Origin of the sequence: Candidatus Trichorickettsia mobilis, assembly GCF_963422225.1 — a bacterium.
GTDB classification, from domain to species: domain Bacteria; phylum Pseudomonadota; class Alphaproteobacteria; order Rickettsiales; family Rickettsiaceae; genus Trichorickettsia; species Trichorickettsia mobilis_B.
In genome coordinates this window covers 627,208-643,813 of the sequence record NZ_OY728607.1, presented here as the reverse complement: position 1 = coordinate 643,813, position 16,606 = coordinate 627,208, and the positions used below count along the sequence as shown (strand labels likewise).

Below are 16,606 nucleotides of genomic sequence, written 5' to 3'. Positions count from 1 at the left end.
ACAGCTGAGACTTGTAAAATTTTTGTATCAACACATATGAATGACGCCGTACCACTTTATCCCGAACTTGTTTCTGGGATCTTATGTAGTTCCTGATGAGATATCCCGAAACAAGTTCGGGATGACTTGGGTGTCCGGGGATGACAGTAGTGTTGCAAAGATGACCGTAGTGTAACGCGAGTTGCCAATTAAAACTGCTAAAAGCTCCCTCAGCTCAGACGGCTTGAACTGATCTCTGTGGTGTTTAAAAAATATTTTAATTGCAACTTACGTTAGTGTGTGAAAAAATTAGAGTTCATAAATTTCCAGGACAAAACTGAAAAACGATTTCAGCTAAGTTTACGGACTATGCCCTCTTTGATTAAAGCCATTGCTTTTTGTGCTCCCTCAAAGCCAGTGACCTTAACCCATTTACCTTTTTCTAAATCTTTATAATGTTCAAAAAAATGCGATATTTTTTGTTTTAAAATTGGATTAAGGTCTTCCAAATCTTGTACAGCGTTAAAAGAAGAATCTAATTTTGATACCGGCACTGCAATTATTTTTTCATCGACTCCTGATTCATCTTCCATCATTAAAACTGCTATTGGTCTAGCTCTTATGACACTACCAGGGATCACTGGATAGTTTGAAATAACCAACACATCAACTGGATCACCATCACCAGATAAAGTATGCGGAACAAAGCCATAATTACATGGATAAAACATTGATGTTTGGATAAAACGATCAACAAAAATAGCTCCAGAATCCTTATCAAACTCATATTTAACTGGAGGTGCATTCATTGGTATTTCAATAATTACATTTATTTCATCTTGTGAATTTTGTGCAGCTATTTTATCAATTAACATAAATATTTGCCTAATAAATAAGATTAAAAAGGAAGTGTGTGTAAACCTTATGCAACCAAAATAAAATTACGTCTAAATTTTTCTAAACTCAATTGTACGCATCTTGAAGCGAGGTTTCCTAAAGCAGTCTTGTCTGTAATTTTGACATCCCCATCTGCTGCAACTAATTCACCCTTAACAAATTTATCAGTAACTTTTGCCGTAATTTGTTCTATATTATGATTGCCATCGAGTAATTCAAGGACATATTTATCAGGTAGTTGGATTGCTAGTAACTGATTAGTTTGAGTGGTAATCCATAATTTATTGATTGAAGCGTGAGTGGCTTGATATCTCGCTAAATTACTTGCTTTAGGTTTTGCTGAAATCTCAAAAATACTAGCAGGTTTGCTTTCAAAAAGTTTAATATAGCCGCTAAGTACCAACTTTCCAATATTGTTATTAAATTCTTGAGTAAAGTCTTTGAGTGCAAATTGTGGTAATTTTGCTGAAGCAGCGTGTAATAATTTATTTATTTTCAATGGATTGCCTATATTATCTATGTAGCTATAAAAGATAGCTTTCATAATCGGAGAAGAAGTTGAGATTGAAGCGGCAGACTCTAAAGTAAAAGTAATGCTTTCTAATGCATTGCTTAGGTCTATATCGCTTTCTAGTTTATCTGCAGATAACGTGCACATGGTATAGAATTGATCCAAGATTTCTGGAGTAATAGCTCTATTAATGACGGTATCTTTACCCACTAGTAGAGTGCATCTAAATCTTCTGTTATTAATAAAATCAACATATTGTTCAGTTCGGACAATGTCATTAATTACCGCAAGTTTTTCTGAAGCCTTCGCCGGTAAATTCCCTAAATACATAGTTTGAATGTTAGCGTCACCAAGATAATTCAGAGAGTGAGCGCGTGCTAAATCCATAAATTGATGAAAGTAAAATTGAGTATTTTCTTCTGCCAAATATTCATGCCGCAAATATTGATCTTCATGTTTAGCTAATGCTAGAGCTTCTTCTTTTAAAAATTTAGCGTATGGAGCTGTAGAATCCTGCAGCGAATCATTAACAAAATCTAAGAATAACTTGGCTTGGTTGACCTTATTATTAGTATCTTCAAAAATGGATGAATGAAATAGCATCATATCACGTATGTTATTGAGCATATTCCAACCAGGTAAAACATTATAGCTGATAAAGGATATGCCATCTTTATTTAATAATTTATTAGATATTTCTAAAATTTTATCTTTAACTGCATCAGGTACCCAAGAAAATACTCCATGGCAAATTATGTAATCAAATTTACCAAATGATTCATCAAGGTCAGTAATAGACATATGTTTTAATTCAATGTTTTTTAACCCAAGCGTCTGTATTAGCTTATGCCCATGCTCAATCTCTGTTTTTGATAAATCAACTCCTAACGAATAAGATTTAGGATAGGTTTCAGCAAAATTAATAATATTACCACCATTAGAACATCCTAATTCTAGAATTCTAGCAGTTTTCAATGGTGGTGGAGTCATGCCAAATAATAGCCCAATAGTTCTCATATATTCAGGTCTGGTATGAGGAAAAGGGTAACTCTCATATGGAAATTCATCATATGAATTATTTGAAGCAGGTGATTTATCAGAAAATGTCATTTATTTGCTCAATATTTGTAGATTATATTTGTTAGTTTTTAGTATATTTCTTCAAGTCGTGCAATAAACTTTTTTCACACTTGATTGAATGTTAAACAATATATGTTGTTTTAGCGGTTCCGTCAAATTGCTGGAGAGTAAAAATCTGATATATTCAGTTAGGTTCTTGTGTTGTGAAAATTTTATAGAGCCTAATATATTTCTTGTGATTGGTCTTTAGTTGGTAAATTATGAAATGCATCATTATCTTCAGTAGGAAGGTTAGGTAATTCATTGATAATATCATGGATTTTAAAAGCTTCAGTAATGCTACCGGTGTTAGTTGTAGGGATACCAGTACGTGGATCAATATTTACTAATCTTATGGATTCTGGTAGCTTAAATGCTAGTGTAGGAATATCAGTATAGGCATTTTCCATAAAATGAATGAAAATTGGTAAAGCTACACTAGATCCTGTTGCAGTCCGACCTAATGTTTTAGGTGTATCGTAACCAATATAAGTGCCAACTACGATTCGTGGAGTAAAGCCAATAAACCAGGTATCCAGACTATCGTTAGTAGTTCCTGTTTTACCGGCGATAATTTTACCAAGTTTTTTAGCAATCCCGGCAGTACCTCTCTCAACTGTTCCCGTAAGCATTGATGTGATTTGATAAGCGCTTGCTTCGTCGGTAATTAAACGTGGTTCCTGGGATATGATAATTGGTGGTATATTGTCTTGTAAATGCTGATCCTCAACTATGCAACCCTCGCATTTTTCAGTATTATTGCAATAAATTATCTTACCATGACGATCTTTAATTAATGCAATATATTTTGGCACGACTTTTTTTCCAGAATTAGCAATAACTGCATATGCTGTTGTCATTTTCTCCAATGTAGTTTCAATTGAGCCGAGTACCATGGAGTATACTTTTTTAGGTTCATTATTAATGCCAAATCTTTTGATTATTTCAGCGATTTTATTGAGTCCTACAGTTTGAGCTACCCTTACTGTTACCAAATTCCTTGATTTCTCAAGACCAGTACGCATAGTAACCTCACCGAGGAAATCTCCTTTATAATTTTTAGGGCGCCAGCTGGGCATACCGACACCTTGATTTATTTCAATAGGGCCATCGGTAAAGATTTTATTTGGTTGAACGTTATTTTCTAGAGCTGCTAAATAGACGAATGTCTTGCTTAATGAACCTGGTTGACGTAGCGCTTGGGTAGCGCGGTCAAATTTACTGGTGCTGAAATCATAACCGCCAAGGGCTGCTAATACTTCACCAGTAGTGGGGTTAAGCACCATAATAGCGCCGTTTACTAGTGGGATCTGTCTTAATCCATGAAGCTCATGATTATTTTTAATGGCTTCGACTACTATTACATCGCCTTTATTTAATAAAGATTTGGTTGATTTTAAATTAGCTCCCGCCCACTGCATTTCTGCTAATGGAATAATTGAAATTTTACTATTCTGGAGACCAATTTTTGCTTGTAAATCTGAGACCTCCAAGACCACAGCTAATTCATATTCAAGCAGTGAAGGTGGCTTCTCTATTTTGGCTAATGCAGTTTGCCAGTGATCAAGGTTAATATTAGTTATTTTACCATGAAAACCATGTTTTCTATCATATTCTCTAATACCATGTCTTAGTGCTTGCTCAGCACAAGCCTGCATTTTAGTATCTAATGCCGTAATAATAGTGAGCCCACCTTTGTAAAAATCTTCTTTACCAAATATTTGTACAGCTTCGTCTCTTACTTTCTCAGCATAATAGCCAGCAGTTACTGTTTCTGTACGATCACGTTTTACTAAAGTGATCGGTAATGCAATCGCTTCAAGCGCAGCGGTTTGAGTAATATAGCCGTCTTCTAACATTCTTGAGATCACATAATCTCGACGTTCTTTTGCTCTAGCATAATTTTTTTCCGGATTAAATGCTGACGGTGCTTTCGGTAGTCCGGCAAGTAATGCTGATTCGCATAAATTTAATTCTTCAACTGATTTGTTAAAGTAGCTTTGTGCTGCAGCAGCAACGCCATAAGCAGAACGACCAAGGTATAATTGATTTAAATAAAGTTCAAGAATTTGTTCCTTGGTGAATGTTTGTGAAATCATATAAGAAAGGATTGCTTCTTTTACTTTACGCTCTAATGAACGCTCTGGCGTCAATAAAAAGTTTTTAACTACCTGTTGGGTAATTGTTGATCCTCCTTCGACACGACGATGTTGTAACATATTGGAGATATTGGTGATTGCAGCTCTAATAATGCCGAGAATATCAACACCAGGATGAGTAAAAAAATTCTTGTCTTCTGCAGCAATAAAAGCCTCAATTAAAGAGTGCGGAATGCTGCCAATCGGAACGAATACTCGATGTTCAACTGCATATTCTTCTATTAATTTTCCGTCGCGTGAATAAATTCTGGTTACAGAAGGTGGGTGATAATTTGCAAGTTGTGAGTAATCAGGTAGATCTCTTGAATAGTGATAGACTATATATACTGCGACTGCTATAGCAACTAGACCCAGCATAACCAATAATTTAAAATAAAAAGATAATAGCTTAAGCATTTATTGTATTATCATTCCGTAGCGCTGGAATCTCATAGAGGGGTTTTAAATAATATTTTACAAAAATTTAACTAATATATTCTCCAGCCAGGCTACTCGGAAGTGCTCTGGTAATTTGAATATCTACTATTTTTCCATATAAATTCTCATCTTGATTAGTGATGTGTACCGACTGCATATAAGGAGTTTTGCCAATAATTTGTCCGGCAAATTTACCGTCACGATCAAATAACACCGGCATCACTTTGCCTACACATTGTTGGTTGAATTCTAATTGCTGAGCATTAATCTCTTGCTGTAAAATAGCTAGTCTTTCCGTTTTTACTGATTCCGGCACTTGAGTTTTCATTGCCGCTGGTGTACCTGGTCTTGGACTATACTTAAATGAGTAGCATTGTCCATATCTTACTTTTTTAACTAAATCCATAGTATCGGCAAAATCTTCTTCGGTTTCACCGGGAAACCCTACAATAAAATCAGAAGAAAATACTATATCAGCACGTAGTTCACGTAAACGATCAATTATTGATAAGTAATAATTTCGATCATGTTTACGGTTCATCGCTTTTAATATTTTATCTGAACCTGATTGAATTGGTAAATGTAAGAAAGGCATTAATTTAGGCTCAGTTGCATGCAGCAAGATTAAATCTTCTGTCATATCAATCGGATGCGAGGTAGTGTAACGGATTCTTTGTAAAGTCGGAATTTGTGCAATATGGCTAATTAGATCAGCTAAACTACAAATATTATCATCTATACTGCGACCGTGGTAAGCATTGACATTTTGTCCCAGTAAAGTTACTTCTCTTGCACCAGATGAAGCTAGCTGTAGTACTTCACGATAAATCTGAGCTACTGGGCGTGAAAATTCTGCTCCTCTAGTATATGGTACTACACAAAATGTACAAAATTTATCACAACCTTCCTGTACTGATACTATAGAGCTAGCTCCTTGTACACTCATCTGCTCTGGTAGTTTATCAAATTTTTCTTCCAGGATAAAATCTAGCTCAATTACATTTTTTTCATGCCTGGCTATTTTTGTCAGTAATTCAGGTAAGGTATGATACGATTGTGGACCAACAACGATATCCACATAAGGAGCTCTTACAAAAATTTCATCACCTTCTGCTTGACTTACGCATCCAGCAACAGCAATAATTATGTTATTATTACCATTTTTCTTTTTTCGATCTTTTAATTTCTTAATGCGTCCAAGTTCAGAATACATTTTTTCAGCAGCTTTTTCACGAATATGACAAGTATTAAGAATCACCATATCGGCTGCTTCAATATCTTCTGTGGTTTGATAGCCGAATGGTACTAATAAGTCTTGCATTCTGATGGAATCATAGACATTCATTTGGCATCCGTAAGTTTTGATAAAGAGATTTTTACTCATTCCGTTGCTATAATTATTAATGAGGCATATATTAAATAAACTATCATCATTGATCAACTATTATCCTGTATTAAATTCCTTAATATATTATAATAAATATAAATAACAATTTGTGGAAAGTAGAATATGCAGACTAACATAAAATGGTGGTATTATATTATCGCTCTAATTCCACCTTTTATGGGTTCTGTAAGTTATGTACTATCCAAGTATGTAATAAATGATGAGGTTTCGCCTATCAGCTTATTGTTCTATAGGTGGCTAGTTGCACTTATCATTTTAACGCCTTTTGCATTCAAACATTTTCTTGCTGAAATTTCAAACATAAGGGCTAATATTCGAATTTTATCCATTATTGCAATTTCTGGAGTAACACTCTTTAATTTATTTGTTTATTATGCTTTGCAATACACTAGCTCTACCAATATTTCGATTATTGTCAGTATTTTCCCGGTATTGGTATTGGCTTTTGGAATAATTATAAGTAAAGAAAAACCAAAAAAGTTGCAAATTTATTCAATTATGTTTTCCTTTGTTGGTGTTGTAATCATTGTTAGTCATGGACGTATTTTATATGGTCTCTCTGAATTGTTTAATAATACCGGAGATTTCATAGCTCTTGCAGCGGCAATATGTTGGGCAATTTATGTATTTGCAGTCAAATTTAAGCCTAATAATTTAACTTTTCTTAGTTTTGTTTATGCTACTTTTGTTATAGGTACAATGTTAATTTTTCCACTATATTTGGTAGATGTATTTTATTTTAAAAATATATTAGTATTAAACTTACAAAATATGGTTGTGATTTTTTGTTTAGGTTTTTGTGTCTCAATTATTGGAATGTTGTCATTGAATCTCAGCATATTAAAAATTGGTGCAAATCTTTCAGCAATATTATTTTATGCAGCTCCATTATTTACTGCTATTATGGCAGTGACGATTTTAGGAGAACAATTTGAATTTTTTCATCTGATAGGTATAATAACTATCCTTACTGGCATTAATTTGCCTTTGATAGTTCGGTTTTTTAACAATAAGAATCGATGATGATAGCTTCGCCACTGAACTTAACTGATTCCAAGTTAAGCTGGAATCCAGAAATTTAGAGAGTGTTCGCTGAACTGTGCAATTAAAAATAAGATACGTCATTGCGAGCCGGAAGGCGAAGCAATTCAGAAAAAACCCGGTGTTAAAAAACTGACTGGATTGCTTCGACCACTATGTGGTCTCGCAATGACGGTAGGAGTGTCACGTGGTCTCAAGCAAGACGAGTGAAGTCGGCATGACGGGTTTTTCTCTGTTCCTTAACTTGACGCATAGACTTTCCACGAACACTCTCAGAATTTACTATATTTTAGCTACTTTAGCTAAGATTAAGAAAAAGCTGAATATTTCTGCCTGTGCATGAATGAGATCAAAATTAATATTACAAATCTTGATTTTCTTGTAGTTCTTTAGTAATTTTAAAAGAGCGCAAGGCCTCTATAGCTTCTGAGTCAGATCTAGCAATCACTATAATTATATTAGTGCTTACTTCTGCATGTAATGCTACTTCAACCGAAGATACTCCTAAAGACTTAATTGGAGATCCTAAAACTATAGTTGAATATGGAATATCATGTAATATAAGTTTTGATAATTCTTTGGCAATTTCTTTGTTATTTACTGAACCAAATAATCTACCATCATCAGCAGCTTGTTTGATAAAAACTAATTCTTTTCCAATGACTAGCTGGGCTATGCTTTCTGCTTCAGTTCTAGCCTTAGCATTTTTTTCTTCGAACTCTTCTCGTTGCTGTTCCAGTAACTTAACATTATATGTTGTAGCACGTATTGCTAATTTTTGAGGTAAAAGGTAATTACGACCAAAACCAGCTTTTACTTTTACAACCTCGCCAATTTTGCCAAGTTTTTTTATATGTTTTACTAAAATTACTTCCATATTTCAAACCTTAATAACTCTTTCGGATATTTTCTTGATCGTTACGGCATTAAAATGCGTGACAACGACAATTTGTTGATAAAGTGCTTAATAAACACTTTTATTTATTTAGCCTTGAAATACAAAGCGCAATAAAGCTAAAATCCTGGCAACTTTAATAGCTTTTTTTAGCTGTCGCTGCTTTTTTGCACAAACGTTAGTAATACGGCTAGGCAGCATTCTACCACCTTCTGATACAAATTTTGCTAGTAAATCAGGGTTTTTATAATCAATAGCTGGAGCTTCAGGTACAGATAATGGGCATCCTTTACGTTTTCTAAAGAAGACTTTTTTATTGGTTCTGTCGGCTGTTCTAGGCATTGATGGCGTAGCAGCAGTATCATCAGACATAATATTATCTCAATTTTTATTAATCTTTACTAATTGTAACATCTACTATTTCTTCACTATCAATATGCTTACTTCTTAAGATCGGAGATGGTTCACTGCTTATAGATTCTACGTTGATAGTCAGAAACCTGATAATGTTTTCACTTAATTTCATTTTTCTTTCCATCTCTTGTATTGCGGCAGCTTTAGCTTCTAAGCCAAGAAACACATAATGTCCTTTAGTGTTATTATTAATCTCATAAGCTAATGTTCTTAGTCCCCAATATTCAGTTTTTATGATAGTACTGCCATTTTCTTTTGCAATTTTAGTAAAATCATCAATAATCTTGTCTACATCAGAAGAAGAGATGTCTTGACGTATAATAAAAACTGATTCATAAAAAGCCATCTACACAAACTCCAAACAATAAATAATAGGTTAAAATTTAAGGTCACTTATAACAATTAAAACTACCTAATTCAAGCATAATCTGCATTCGATATGAAAATAATCATTAGACCTTTTTCAAAACTCGCTTCTGAGAGAAGATTTGAAGGAGACGCGGAACGCAGAACCGCAGCTTATTTAAGTATGTGAGGATTCGAGTACCGTATCGACGTACAAATCATCCGCAGAAGTAGAGTTTGTGAGAGAGGTCTATTGCTAAATCAATGTATTCATAGAGCTTAATGCAAAAAAATGTAGTGGTTAATCATATTTTACTTGGTCGTAACTTTATTTCGAGTTAAAATGCCGCTGCTGCAAAATCATAAGGAAGTATATGTCCGATAAATTACCACCAAAAGTTTTAGTTATAGAATCTGATGAAAATCTTAGTGCCTCCGTATGTAATACTATTGAAAGATATTGGTTTAATGTTGAGCGAGTATATGATGCTGCTGAGGCTCACAAAATAGCTGTGGTAACTGCGCCTAATATTATTGTAATTAGTTCTAGAATTAAAAATAACGATGCTTTAAAAGTTGCTAATAATATTAGATCAATTATTAGATTATCCAAGTTACCATTAGTGTTTTTAATAGATGAATCTGAATCTGCAGAAAACTACCAATTGGTAGATAATAATTTGGTAGAAATAGTTCATAGACCATTCACTCCTAATCAATTGATGATGGCTATCAAATCGTTATTAAGAAAGTCTCAACCTATTTTTCAAGATAAAATCATAAAATATAAAGATGCCAGTATGGATTTGGCAACTTATAAAGTATTTCGTCGTAACAAATTAATCCATCTTGGTCCAACAGAATTTAAGATTTTACAGTTATTTATTCAGGCACCAAAAACCATCTATTCACGTGAACAAATTATAGATTATGTATGGGGATCTGATAAAGTCATCGAATTACGTACTGTTGATGTACATGTCAATAGATTAAGGAGTTTGATGAAATTAGAGAAAGATGAAATACCTTTTATTAAAACAGTACGCTCTAGTGGCTATTGTTTGAATTTGCCAGGCGAAATAGACTAAATTATTTAGCACTAGTGGTCTATTAGCTCTTCTCACAAACGCAATTTAACAAATTATAATATTTAGTTCATCATAATGCACTCACATCTACTAACGCAATATAATGCAATACAGGTATTGCAAAGATTGTTACGAGAGCATGTTAAGCCATATAGTAAACCACTGTCGTGCGCTATATTTTTTATGGTAATTGTAGCAAGTTGTTCGGCGACAATAGTTAAATTGGTAGAACCTGCTATCGACAAGGTGTTTCTGACACATGATCGCACTATGCTGGTAATTTTACCATTAATTATGGTAGGAGTTTATTCGCTAAAAGGTATAGCAGAGTACTATCAAAGTTATTTGATTAAATATGTTGGACAGAGAATTCTAACAGACTTGCAAATGAGAATGTATAGTCATTTACTTGCTGCTGATTGGTCGTTCATTCAGTCGCAATCTTCAGGAAGGCTGATCTCAAGATTTACTAACGATATTTCATTGATGCGCGGTGCGGTATCTAATTTACTTGTAGGATGTGCCAAGCATTTTCTATCAGTATTATTTTTGATAATAGTAATGTTTAGGTTGGAACCAGTATTATCATTAATAGTATTTGTGGCATTCCCTATAGCAGTTTATCCTGTACAACAACTTGGGCGCAGGATTCGTAAAATTTCTACTGCGGCGCAGGAAGAATTAGGTAATTATACTGCTAGATTGGATGAAACTTTTCAATCAATTAGAATTATCAAATCATTTGCTACTGAAGTTGTGGAAGTTAGTAGAGCACAGCAAATTACTGGCAATATTCTGAATTTCTATAAAAAAACCGCTAAATTTGATGCTTTAACTTCACCGATTATGGAAATCTTAAGTGGGTTATCTATTGGTGGTATTGTTTGGTATGGTGGTTTAATGATCATTGAAGGAAAAACGACTCCAGGAGCCTTGTTTGCTTTTATTACTGCCTTTGTATCAGCCTATCGTCCTTTTAAAAGCTTACTATCATTGAATATTAATCTTCAGGAAGGGATTGCTGCAGCAAAGCGTGTGTTTCACATTTTGGATATTGTGCCAACTATAGCTGATGACATAGATGCAAAAACGGTAGATTTTACTAATACCGATATTATTTTTAAGAATATCCAACTTAAATTTGATAAAAAAATTGCTTTACGTCATCTCGATCTTAAGCTAGAACAAGCGAAAATCACCTCAATTATCGGTCGTTCTGGTAGTGGCAAAACTTCACTTGCTAATCTATTGGTAAGATTTTATGATCCAGATACTGGTCAAATTTTAATTGGAGGACACGATCTTAAAGCTTTAACTATCAATTGTTTAAGAAAACAAATTGCTTTAGTGACTCAAGAAACAATATTATTTGATGCTACTATTGCTGAGAATATTGCTTATGGTCAGGTAAATGTTAGTGAAGATCAAATTATAGCAGCGGCAAAGCTTGCTGATGCTGATGAGTTTATTAGTAATCTACCTGGTGGATATAATGCGGTTATTGGTACTCAGGGTACTACCTTATCTGGTGGACAACGTCAACGACTGGCTATTGCCAGAGCAATATTAAAAGATGCTCCTATTTTAGTGCTAGATGAAGCTACATCTGCTCTTGATCCCAGTTCTGAGCAAAGAATATTGAATATGTTGACGGTATTACGCGGGCAAGGTAAAACAATAATAATTATAACTCATCGCCTGTCTAGCATTACATTTGTAGATAATATAATAGTAATGAAATCAGGGAAGTTGATAGAACAAGGTACTCATGAGTTATTGTTGGCGGCAAAAGGCGAGTATTATAAATTGTATCATAAAGAATTAGAAGAAGACGAAGCTATACTAGGTGAAAATTGAGCATTGCATTAAACTAGTATAATAACAATGTTTACAGTGCCATATGTTTAACAGAGGTCTTGCTGAATTTATTTCACTTTAAGCTGTTTCAGAGCAGCATCTCCTTCTATTATCATGAGATCCCGAAACAAGTTCGGGATGACTCCTTGTGTTAGGGATGACTCCTTGTGTTAGGGATGACTATCGTTAGTTCAAGATGACTTACATTTATGATAATTTTAATTGCTTTATAGTACTAAACTTCGCTACCTTATGTTTCACTCACATTGGATGATTTATGACTGATATTTTAGAAGAAGTTTTGCGTGATCAGAGTTATGAAAAGAAGGTATATTATTTTAAAAAGGCTTTGCCTGTAGTTATATTGATTACCATATTATCAGTAATTGCTATGTTGATTTTTAGTTGGTATATGGGAACTCGTGCACAACATAATATGCAAATGGGTGATATGTTGATTAAATCAATGGATAACTTGATTTTAGAAAAATCTGTTGATAGTAAGCTGATTCAACAATCATTGGATAATTTGGTCACAAAAAATAATAATAGAGTTAGAGAGATTGCGGCATTAAAGCAGGTTAATTTAAAAATAGCAGTTAAAGATTATGACTCAGCTAAAGTGTTGCTAGAGAAGATTATTGATAACGAGAATTATTATGAAACCACTACAGCTTATGCTCGAATTGTTTGGTTAGGATTAGTAATTGATCAGAAAAAAATAGTTGCTTCAGATAAAAGTAAATTGCAAAAATATTTGCAATATTTTAGTAATGAAACTAAAGAATTCTTTGGTACAGCAAGTATTATTAAAGCTATATGGCATATAAGAAATGAAGAGCCAGAATCAGCTCTTAATGTACTAAAGGCGGTTATGGCTCTTCATACTACTCCGCAGATAATTAAAGAACAGGCGAAAGCTTTGTTATCAAAAATTGAATAGAGGTAGAACAGATATGATCAAACGATTTGCAGTACTATTTATTGCTTGTGCTCTTATGGCGTGTAATGGTTTAGGATCAAAAAAAACCAAGAACATTGTAGAGCTTACTCCTAAGTTGGTTGCAGATTCAGCAGAACCTGTAATAATTGGTAATAATTTATCACTATCTGATAATTTTATTGATAATTTACCAAAAAATAAAGCCATAGCTTTAACTAAGAGCTCACTTATTTCTCAGCCATATTTTATTGATGAAATTATGTATGGTGTTAATGCTAAGGGTACAGTTTTTGCATTTGATTTAAAAACTAAAAAACATTTGTGGTTTAGTGATGTTACCAATAAATCATTGGATCAATACTATCTTGGTGGTGGGTTAATATATAATGCAAATAAATTATATGTTGCAAATGGATCAAGGTTTTTAATTATTGTAGATAGTGCTACTGGTCACGAAGTTGTTAGAAAAAAGTTCCCGGACATTATTAGAACTAAACCAGTAATGCTAAATAATCACTTAATACTGGTTCAGACTATTAGTAATCAGTTGTTTGCGTATGATACGGTAAGTACAAATATTGTTTGGCAACATGAGGGGATGTTTGAAACATTATCATCGAATAATTATATAAGCCCAGTAGTATATGATGGCTATGTTATTGTTAATTATAGCTCTGGTCAAATATTTGCTTTGGATACAAATACAGGAGCAGAACGATGGGGAATAAATTTATCGCAAAGTAATGAAGTGGCTTTGCCTGGTTTTGAGGCGGTAACTTTATCTTGCGCACCAATAGTAGATGGTGAATATATATATATTGCTAGCAGTACCAATAAATTACTGAAATTACATGCTAGCACTGGAGCTATAATTTGGACTACTATAGCGAGTGATGTACAATCTATGGCAATGTTTGGAAACAGTTTGTTTATTACTAATAATGCAAAACAAGTAGCTGCTGTTAGTCGAGTCAGTGGTAAAATAAAATGGGTAGCTGATTTAGGAGGGCAAGATAAGAAGAAGATTAAGGCAGCATTTTTGTTTCCACCTTTTTTAACAAAAAAAGATGATCTATCAATGTTAAATATTTTAAATAGTGATGGTGAGATTTATCGTTTCCAGACTGATAATCAAGAGAAATTATTGATGTTGCCGGTAGTAGTAAAAACATTGCCAAGTATTATTTATACTAATTTTTCAGCGAAAGAACCTTTTTATTTGGCAACAGATAAACAAATAATATTGGCAAAATAGTTTTTAAAAATAGATTGCTACGCGTAGATGGTCTGGGGCGCTTTGAATTTTATTGTCTACCATGATCTTTGTTAGTATTTTGAGCTTTATGTGTTCCTGTGTTTGTAGACGCAGCAGTATTACTTTGGCTATGACCTGTGCTATGTAATTCTTTGTTAATTTTAAGCGCATCTAATTTTAGCTGATCTTGCTTGAGTTGCGCTATTAAATTTGCTCTATCTGTCGGCGTATTTTTCTGCTCAACAGAGCTTTTAGGTTTGATATCTAAATCATCCATGCTACGAGTAATGGGTTTATCCTTCTGCTTCGTACTTATCTCTAAAGATTCATTTTCCTTTCTAACTGCACTAGTTAAACCTGAATGCTTATTAGTTTTAATTTCATTATTAGGATTATATTTACTATTTGGATTTAAAGCATCTTTAATACCTTGCCAAGCTCTGGAAAAAGCGCTTTCTGGTTTTGGTACTGCCGGAACTTCCTGCTCTAGTAGTTGTTGTTTACTCTGAAAGGTATTTTTTATCTGCTCAGGTTTAAGTTGATAAAAATTTTCTTCACGTAGTGTTGCGACCATGGCTTTATTATCAACTTGCAACTGGCGAGTTTGTTCTTTTAATTCTTGCAAACTATCGTAACCGACATTACCTCTCTTACGCTCAGAATTTATCAATTCTCTTAATTCTGCTTGCAAATCCGGAGATTTTGCTATTTTTTCTTTGGCTGATGCATATAATCCTTTAAGGTCGTCTGTTGCTCCCACTATATCCGTTACGCCGGTTACAGCGTTAAATGCGTTTAATGGTACACCGGCTCCAGCTACAAGGCCTTTACCAGCGCTTATTAGTTTGGTTGGATCCATTGCTATTCCAGCTATATCCAAACCAGTATTAACTATGTTAGTAGTATAGGAATTTCAAAAATTTTACCAAAAATATTTTTTTGAAAATTTTAAAATTTTCTTTAAAAATTTGGTTGTTAAATTGTGATATTAGAAATTATTGACACTTGTATAAAAATCTTCTCTTAAAATCTATCTCAAAATAGGCCAATTTTTTAAAATTATATTAACGTGGCGTGAAGCAACGGTTCACCATATGAATATCACCGAGGCGTTCACAATAATTCATTGATCTTCACTAATAACAAGGGTGGAGATAAACCGTAATAAACCTGTCTCAGGCTCATAAATTGATTACAGTTTGGACAAGATAACGGATCTTTTTTAAAGTTTAACCAAATCATTAATCTCCAGTTCAATGACTTGATTTTCTTAGGTATAATTTGGTTTATCGCCTTATATACAATAGGTAGTTGTATTCCTCTAGTTCTGTTAGATAAAAAGCCGTAGTACCTTATTATTCGAAAATAACGATCGGGTATGTGCATAATCAGGCTAGATATAAACTGCAGTACAGGCATTGTGACGTGATCAATCGTGTTATTGTAGTGGTCAAGAAATCTAAACGTTACTTGCAGTCCATCATATTCCTCTATTCTTGCCTCAGAAATAGGAGGTCGTTTTATATATCGCCCTAAATAGTTTATGTTGCGTTTATGATCGTCTGATGGTTTTTGCAAATAAACATACCAACTGATTTCATATAGGCCGATCATCCAGTTGTTAAAATCGCCATCATTTTGATATTTCGACGGTAATTTCAAATTACTTGAGGCGTATTCTGAGCGAAATAACTCAAGAATTCTATGTCTCCACATTTTTTTAATAGGCTCGGCAGGGAAAAATAATTTACGCCAATTACCCTTGCTATCTATACCGCCGCAAGTAACCGATAAATGGATATGAACATTACGTTTTAAATCTCTACCGAAGGTGTGCAGGGCAGTAAATATAGCGACTACAATCTTTTTCTTTGTTGCTATTTCCTTAATAATTCCGGCGGCAACAGCAGAAATTAATCCAAACAGATTGCGATTAAGCCAAAATATTGGCCATAATGAGTCGGGCATTGTAAATGTAATGTGCTGCCAACGTGTCTTTGGTAGAACATTGGTAGCTTTACTTATCCATTGATCTGTTTGCTTCTTACCGCAACGAGAACAAAATCTACCTTTACAACTAAATACTACTGATTTACCGTGATCACATGTAGGGCAGCTATAACTCTTAAATCCTAAATATTTCGTTCCGCACAATATAACTTTAGTAACGTTAAAGATAATACCATACCTCAGCTCGCTATATTTTTCAGTGAAATCGACGCCAATTACCCCGATCAAGAAAAATATGTTTTATAGAGATTCCTTTACCGATTATTTC

The 16,606-nt window shown here is 33.8% G+C and carries 14 protein-coding genes; 5 read left to right on the top strand and 9 right to left on the bottom strand.

Annotated features, from left to right (window positions below; translation table 11 throughout):
- Positions 1–329: 329 nt before the first annotated feature.
- The 4 genes from ppa to miaB form a co-directional block, all read right to left on the bottom strand.
- Positions 330–854 carry an inorganic diphosphatase gene (ppa, locus tag R2I74_RS02990; RefSeq protein WP_316353872.1) on the bottom strand — a complete coding sequence of 175 codons (525 nt, stop codon included), beginning with the start codon at positions 852–854 and terminating at the stop codon, positions 330–332.
- A gap of 47 nt (positions 855–901) precedes the next feature.
- Positions 902–2,497 carry a class I SAM-dependent methyltransferase gene (locus tag R2I74_RS02985; RefSeq protein ID WP_316353870.1) on the bottom strand — a complete coding sequence of 532 codons (1,596 nt, stop codon included), beginning with the start codon at positions 2,495–2,497 and terminating at the stop codon, positions 902–904.
- 191 nt (positions 2,498–2,688) lie between these two features.
- On the bottom strand, positions 2,689–5,061 hold the full coding sequence (locus tag R2I74_RS02980) for a penicillin-binding protein 1A (protein WP_316353868.1): 2,373 nt from the start codon (positions 5,059–5,061) through the stop codon (positions 2,689–2,691).
- Between the two features lie 67 nt (positions 5,062–5,128).
- Positions 5,129–6,466 carry a tRNA (N6-isopentenyl adenosine(37)-C2)-methylthiotransferase MiaB gene (gene miaB / locus R2I74_RS02975; RefSeq protein WP_316353866.1) on the bottom strand — a complete coding sequence of 446 codons (1,338 nt, stop codon included), beginning with the start codon at positions 6,464–6,466 and terminating at the stop codon, positions 5,129–5,131.
- Positions 6,467–6,592: 126 nt separating this feature from the next.
- On the opposite strand from miaB, the gene R2I74_RS02970 reads away from it, so the two are divergent.
- The gene (locus R2I74_RS02970; protein WP_316353863.1) at positions 6,593–7,513 is read left to right on the top strand and encodes a DMT family transporter; all 921 of its coding nucleotides are present in this window, start codon (positions 6,593–6,595) and stop codon (positions 7,511–7,513) included.
- 379 nt (positions 7,514–7,892) lie between these two features.
- On the opposite strand, the gene rplI is transcribed toward R2I74_RS02970, so the two are convergent.
- The 3 genes from rplI to rpsF form a co-directional block, all read right to left on the bottom strand.
- Positions 7,893–8,408, bottom strand: coding sequence for a 50S ribosomal protein L9 (gene rplI, locus R2I74_RS02965; protein WP_316353861.1), 516 nt, complete (start codon positions 8,406–8,408; stop codon positions 7,893–7,895).
- Between the two features lie 108 nt (positions 8,409–8,516).
- A complete protein-coding gene (rpsR, locus tag R2I74_RS02960; RefSeq protein ID WP_316353859.1) occupies positions 8,517–8,798 on the bottom strand; it encodes a 30S ribosomal protein S18 in 282 nt (93 codons plus the stop codon).
- A gap of 19 nt (positions 8,799–8,817) precedes the next feature.
- On the bottom strand, positions 8,818–9,186 hold the full coding sequence (gene rpsF, locus R2I74_RS02955; protein ID WP_316353857.1) for a 30S ribosomal protein S6: 369 nt from the start codon (positions 9,184–9,186) through the stop codon (positions 8,818–8,820).
- Positions 9,187–9,559: 373 nt separating this feature from the next.
- On the opposite strand from rpsF, the gene R2I74_RS02950 reads away from it, so the two are divergent.
- The 4 genes from R2I74_RS02950 to R2I74_RS02935 all read left to right on the top strand — a co-directional run bounded on the left by R2I74_RS02950 (position 9,560) and on the right by R2I74_RS02935 (position 14,328).
- The gene (locus R2I74_RS02950) at positions 9,560–10,273 is read left to right on the top strand and encodes a winged helix-turn-helix domain-containing protein (protein ID WP_316353855.1); all 714 of its coding nucleotides are present in this window, start codon (positions 9,560–9,562) and stop codon (positions 10,271–10,273) included.
- A gap of 72 nt (positions 10,274–10,345) precedes the next feature.
- A complete protein-coding gene (locus tag R2I74_RS02945) occupies positions 10,346–12,130 on the top strand; it encodes an ABC transporter ATP-binding protein (RefSeq protein ID WP_316355259.1) in 1,785 nt (594 codons plus the stop codon).
- Between the two features lie 277 nt (positions 12,131–12,407).
- Positions 12,408–13,073 carry a DUF2659 family protein gene (locus R2I74_RS02940; RefSeq protein WP_316353853.1) on the top strand — a complete coding sequence of 222 codons (666 nt, stop codon included), beginning with the start codon at positions 12,408–12,410 and terminating at the stop codon, positions 13,071–13,073.
- 13 nt (positions 13,074–13,086) lie between these two features.
- Positions 13,087–14,328: an outer membrane protein assembly factor BamB family protein gene (locus R2I74_RS02935; RefSeq protein ID WP_316353851.1), complete on the top strand. Its 1,242-nt coding sequence runs from the start codon at positions 13,087–13,089 to the stop codon at positions 14,326–14,328.
- 49 nt (positions 14,329–14,377) lie between these two features.
- Here R2I74_RS02935 and R2I74_RS02930 read toward each other — a convergent pair whose 3' ends face one another.
- Positions 14,378–15,187 carry a hypothetical protein gene (locus tag R2I74_RS02930; RefSeq protein ID WP_316353849.1) on the bottom strand — a complete coding sequence of 270 codons (810 nt, stop codon included), beginning with the start codon at positions 15,185–15,187 and terminating at the stop codon, positions 14,378–14,380.
- 254 nt (positions 15,188–15,441) lie between these two features.
- Positions 15,442–16,566: an IS91 family transposase gene (locus R2I74_RS02925; RefSeq protein WP_316352999.1), complete on the bottom strand. Its 1,125-nt coding sequence runs from the start codon at positions 16,564–16,566 to the stop codon at positions 15,442–15,444.
- Positions 16,567–16,606 lie beyond the last annotated feature (40 nt).

Excerpts from the sequence above, each read along its gene's own strand:
- R2I74_RS02930 (WP_316353849.1), bottom strand. The coding sequence starts at position 15,187 with ATGGATCCAACCAAACTAATAAGCGCTGGTAAAGGCCTTGTAGCTGGA.
- rpsF (WP_316353857.1), bottom strand. The coding sequence starts at position 9,186 with ATGGCTTTTTATGAATCAGTTTTTATTATACGTCAAGACATCTCTTCT.
- R2I74_RS02940 (WP_316353853.1), top strand. The coding sequence starts at position 12,408 with ATGACTGATATTTTAGAAGAAGTTTTGCGTGATCAGAGTTATGAAAAG.
- rplI (WP_316353861.1), bottom strand. The coding sequence starts at position 8,408 with ATGGAAGTAATTTTAGTAAAACATATAAAAAAACTTGGCAAAATTGGC.
- R2I74_RS02935 (WP_316353851.1), top strand. The coding sequence starts at position 13,087 with ATGATCAAACGATTTGCAGTACTATTTATTGCTTGTGCTCTTATGGCG.
- R2I74_RS02985 (WP_316353870.1), bottom strand. The coding sequence starts at position 2,497 with ATGACATTTTCTGATAAATCACCTGCTTCAAATAATTCATATGATGAA.
- rpsR (WP_316353859.1), bottom strand. The coding sequence starts at position 8,798 with ATGTCTGATGATACTGCTGCTACGCCATCAATGCCTAGAACAGCCGAC.
- R2I74_RS02980 (WP_316353868.1), bottom strand. The coding sequence starts at position 5,061 with ATGCTTAAGCTATTATCTTTTTATTTTAAATTATTGGTTATGCTGGGT.
- miaB (WP_316353866.1), bottom strand. The coding sequence starts at position 6,466 with ATGAGTAAAAATCTCTTTATCAAAACTTACGGATGCCAAATGAATGTC.
- ppa (WP_316353872.1), bottom strand. The coding sequence starts at position 854 with ATGTTAATTGATAAAATAGCTGCACAAAATTCACAAGATGAAATAAAT.
- R2I74_RS02970 (WP_316353863.1), top strand. The coding sequence starts at position 6,593 with ATGCAGACTAACATAAAATGGTGGTATTATATTATCGCTCTAATTCCA.
- R2I74_RS02950 (WP_316353855.1), top strand. The coding sequence starts at position 9,560 with ATGTCCGATAAATTACCACCAAAAGTTTTAGTTATAGAATCTGATGAA.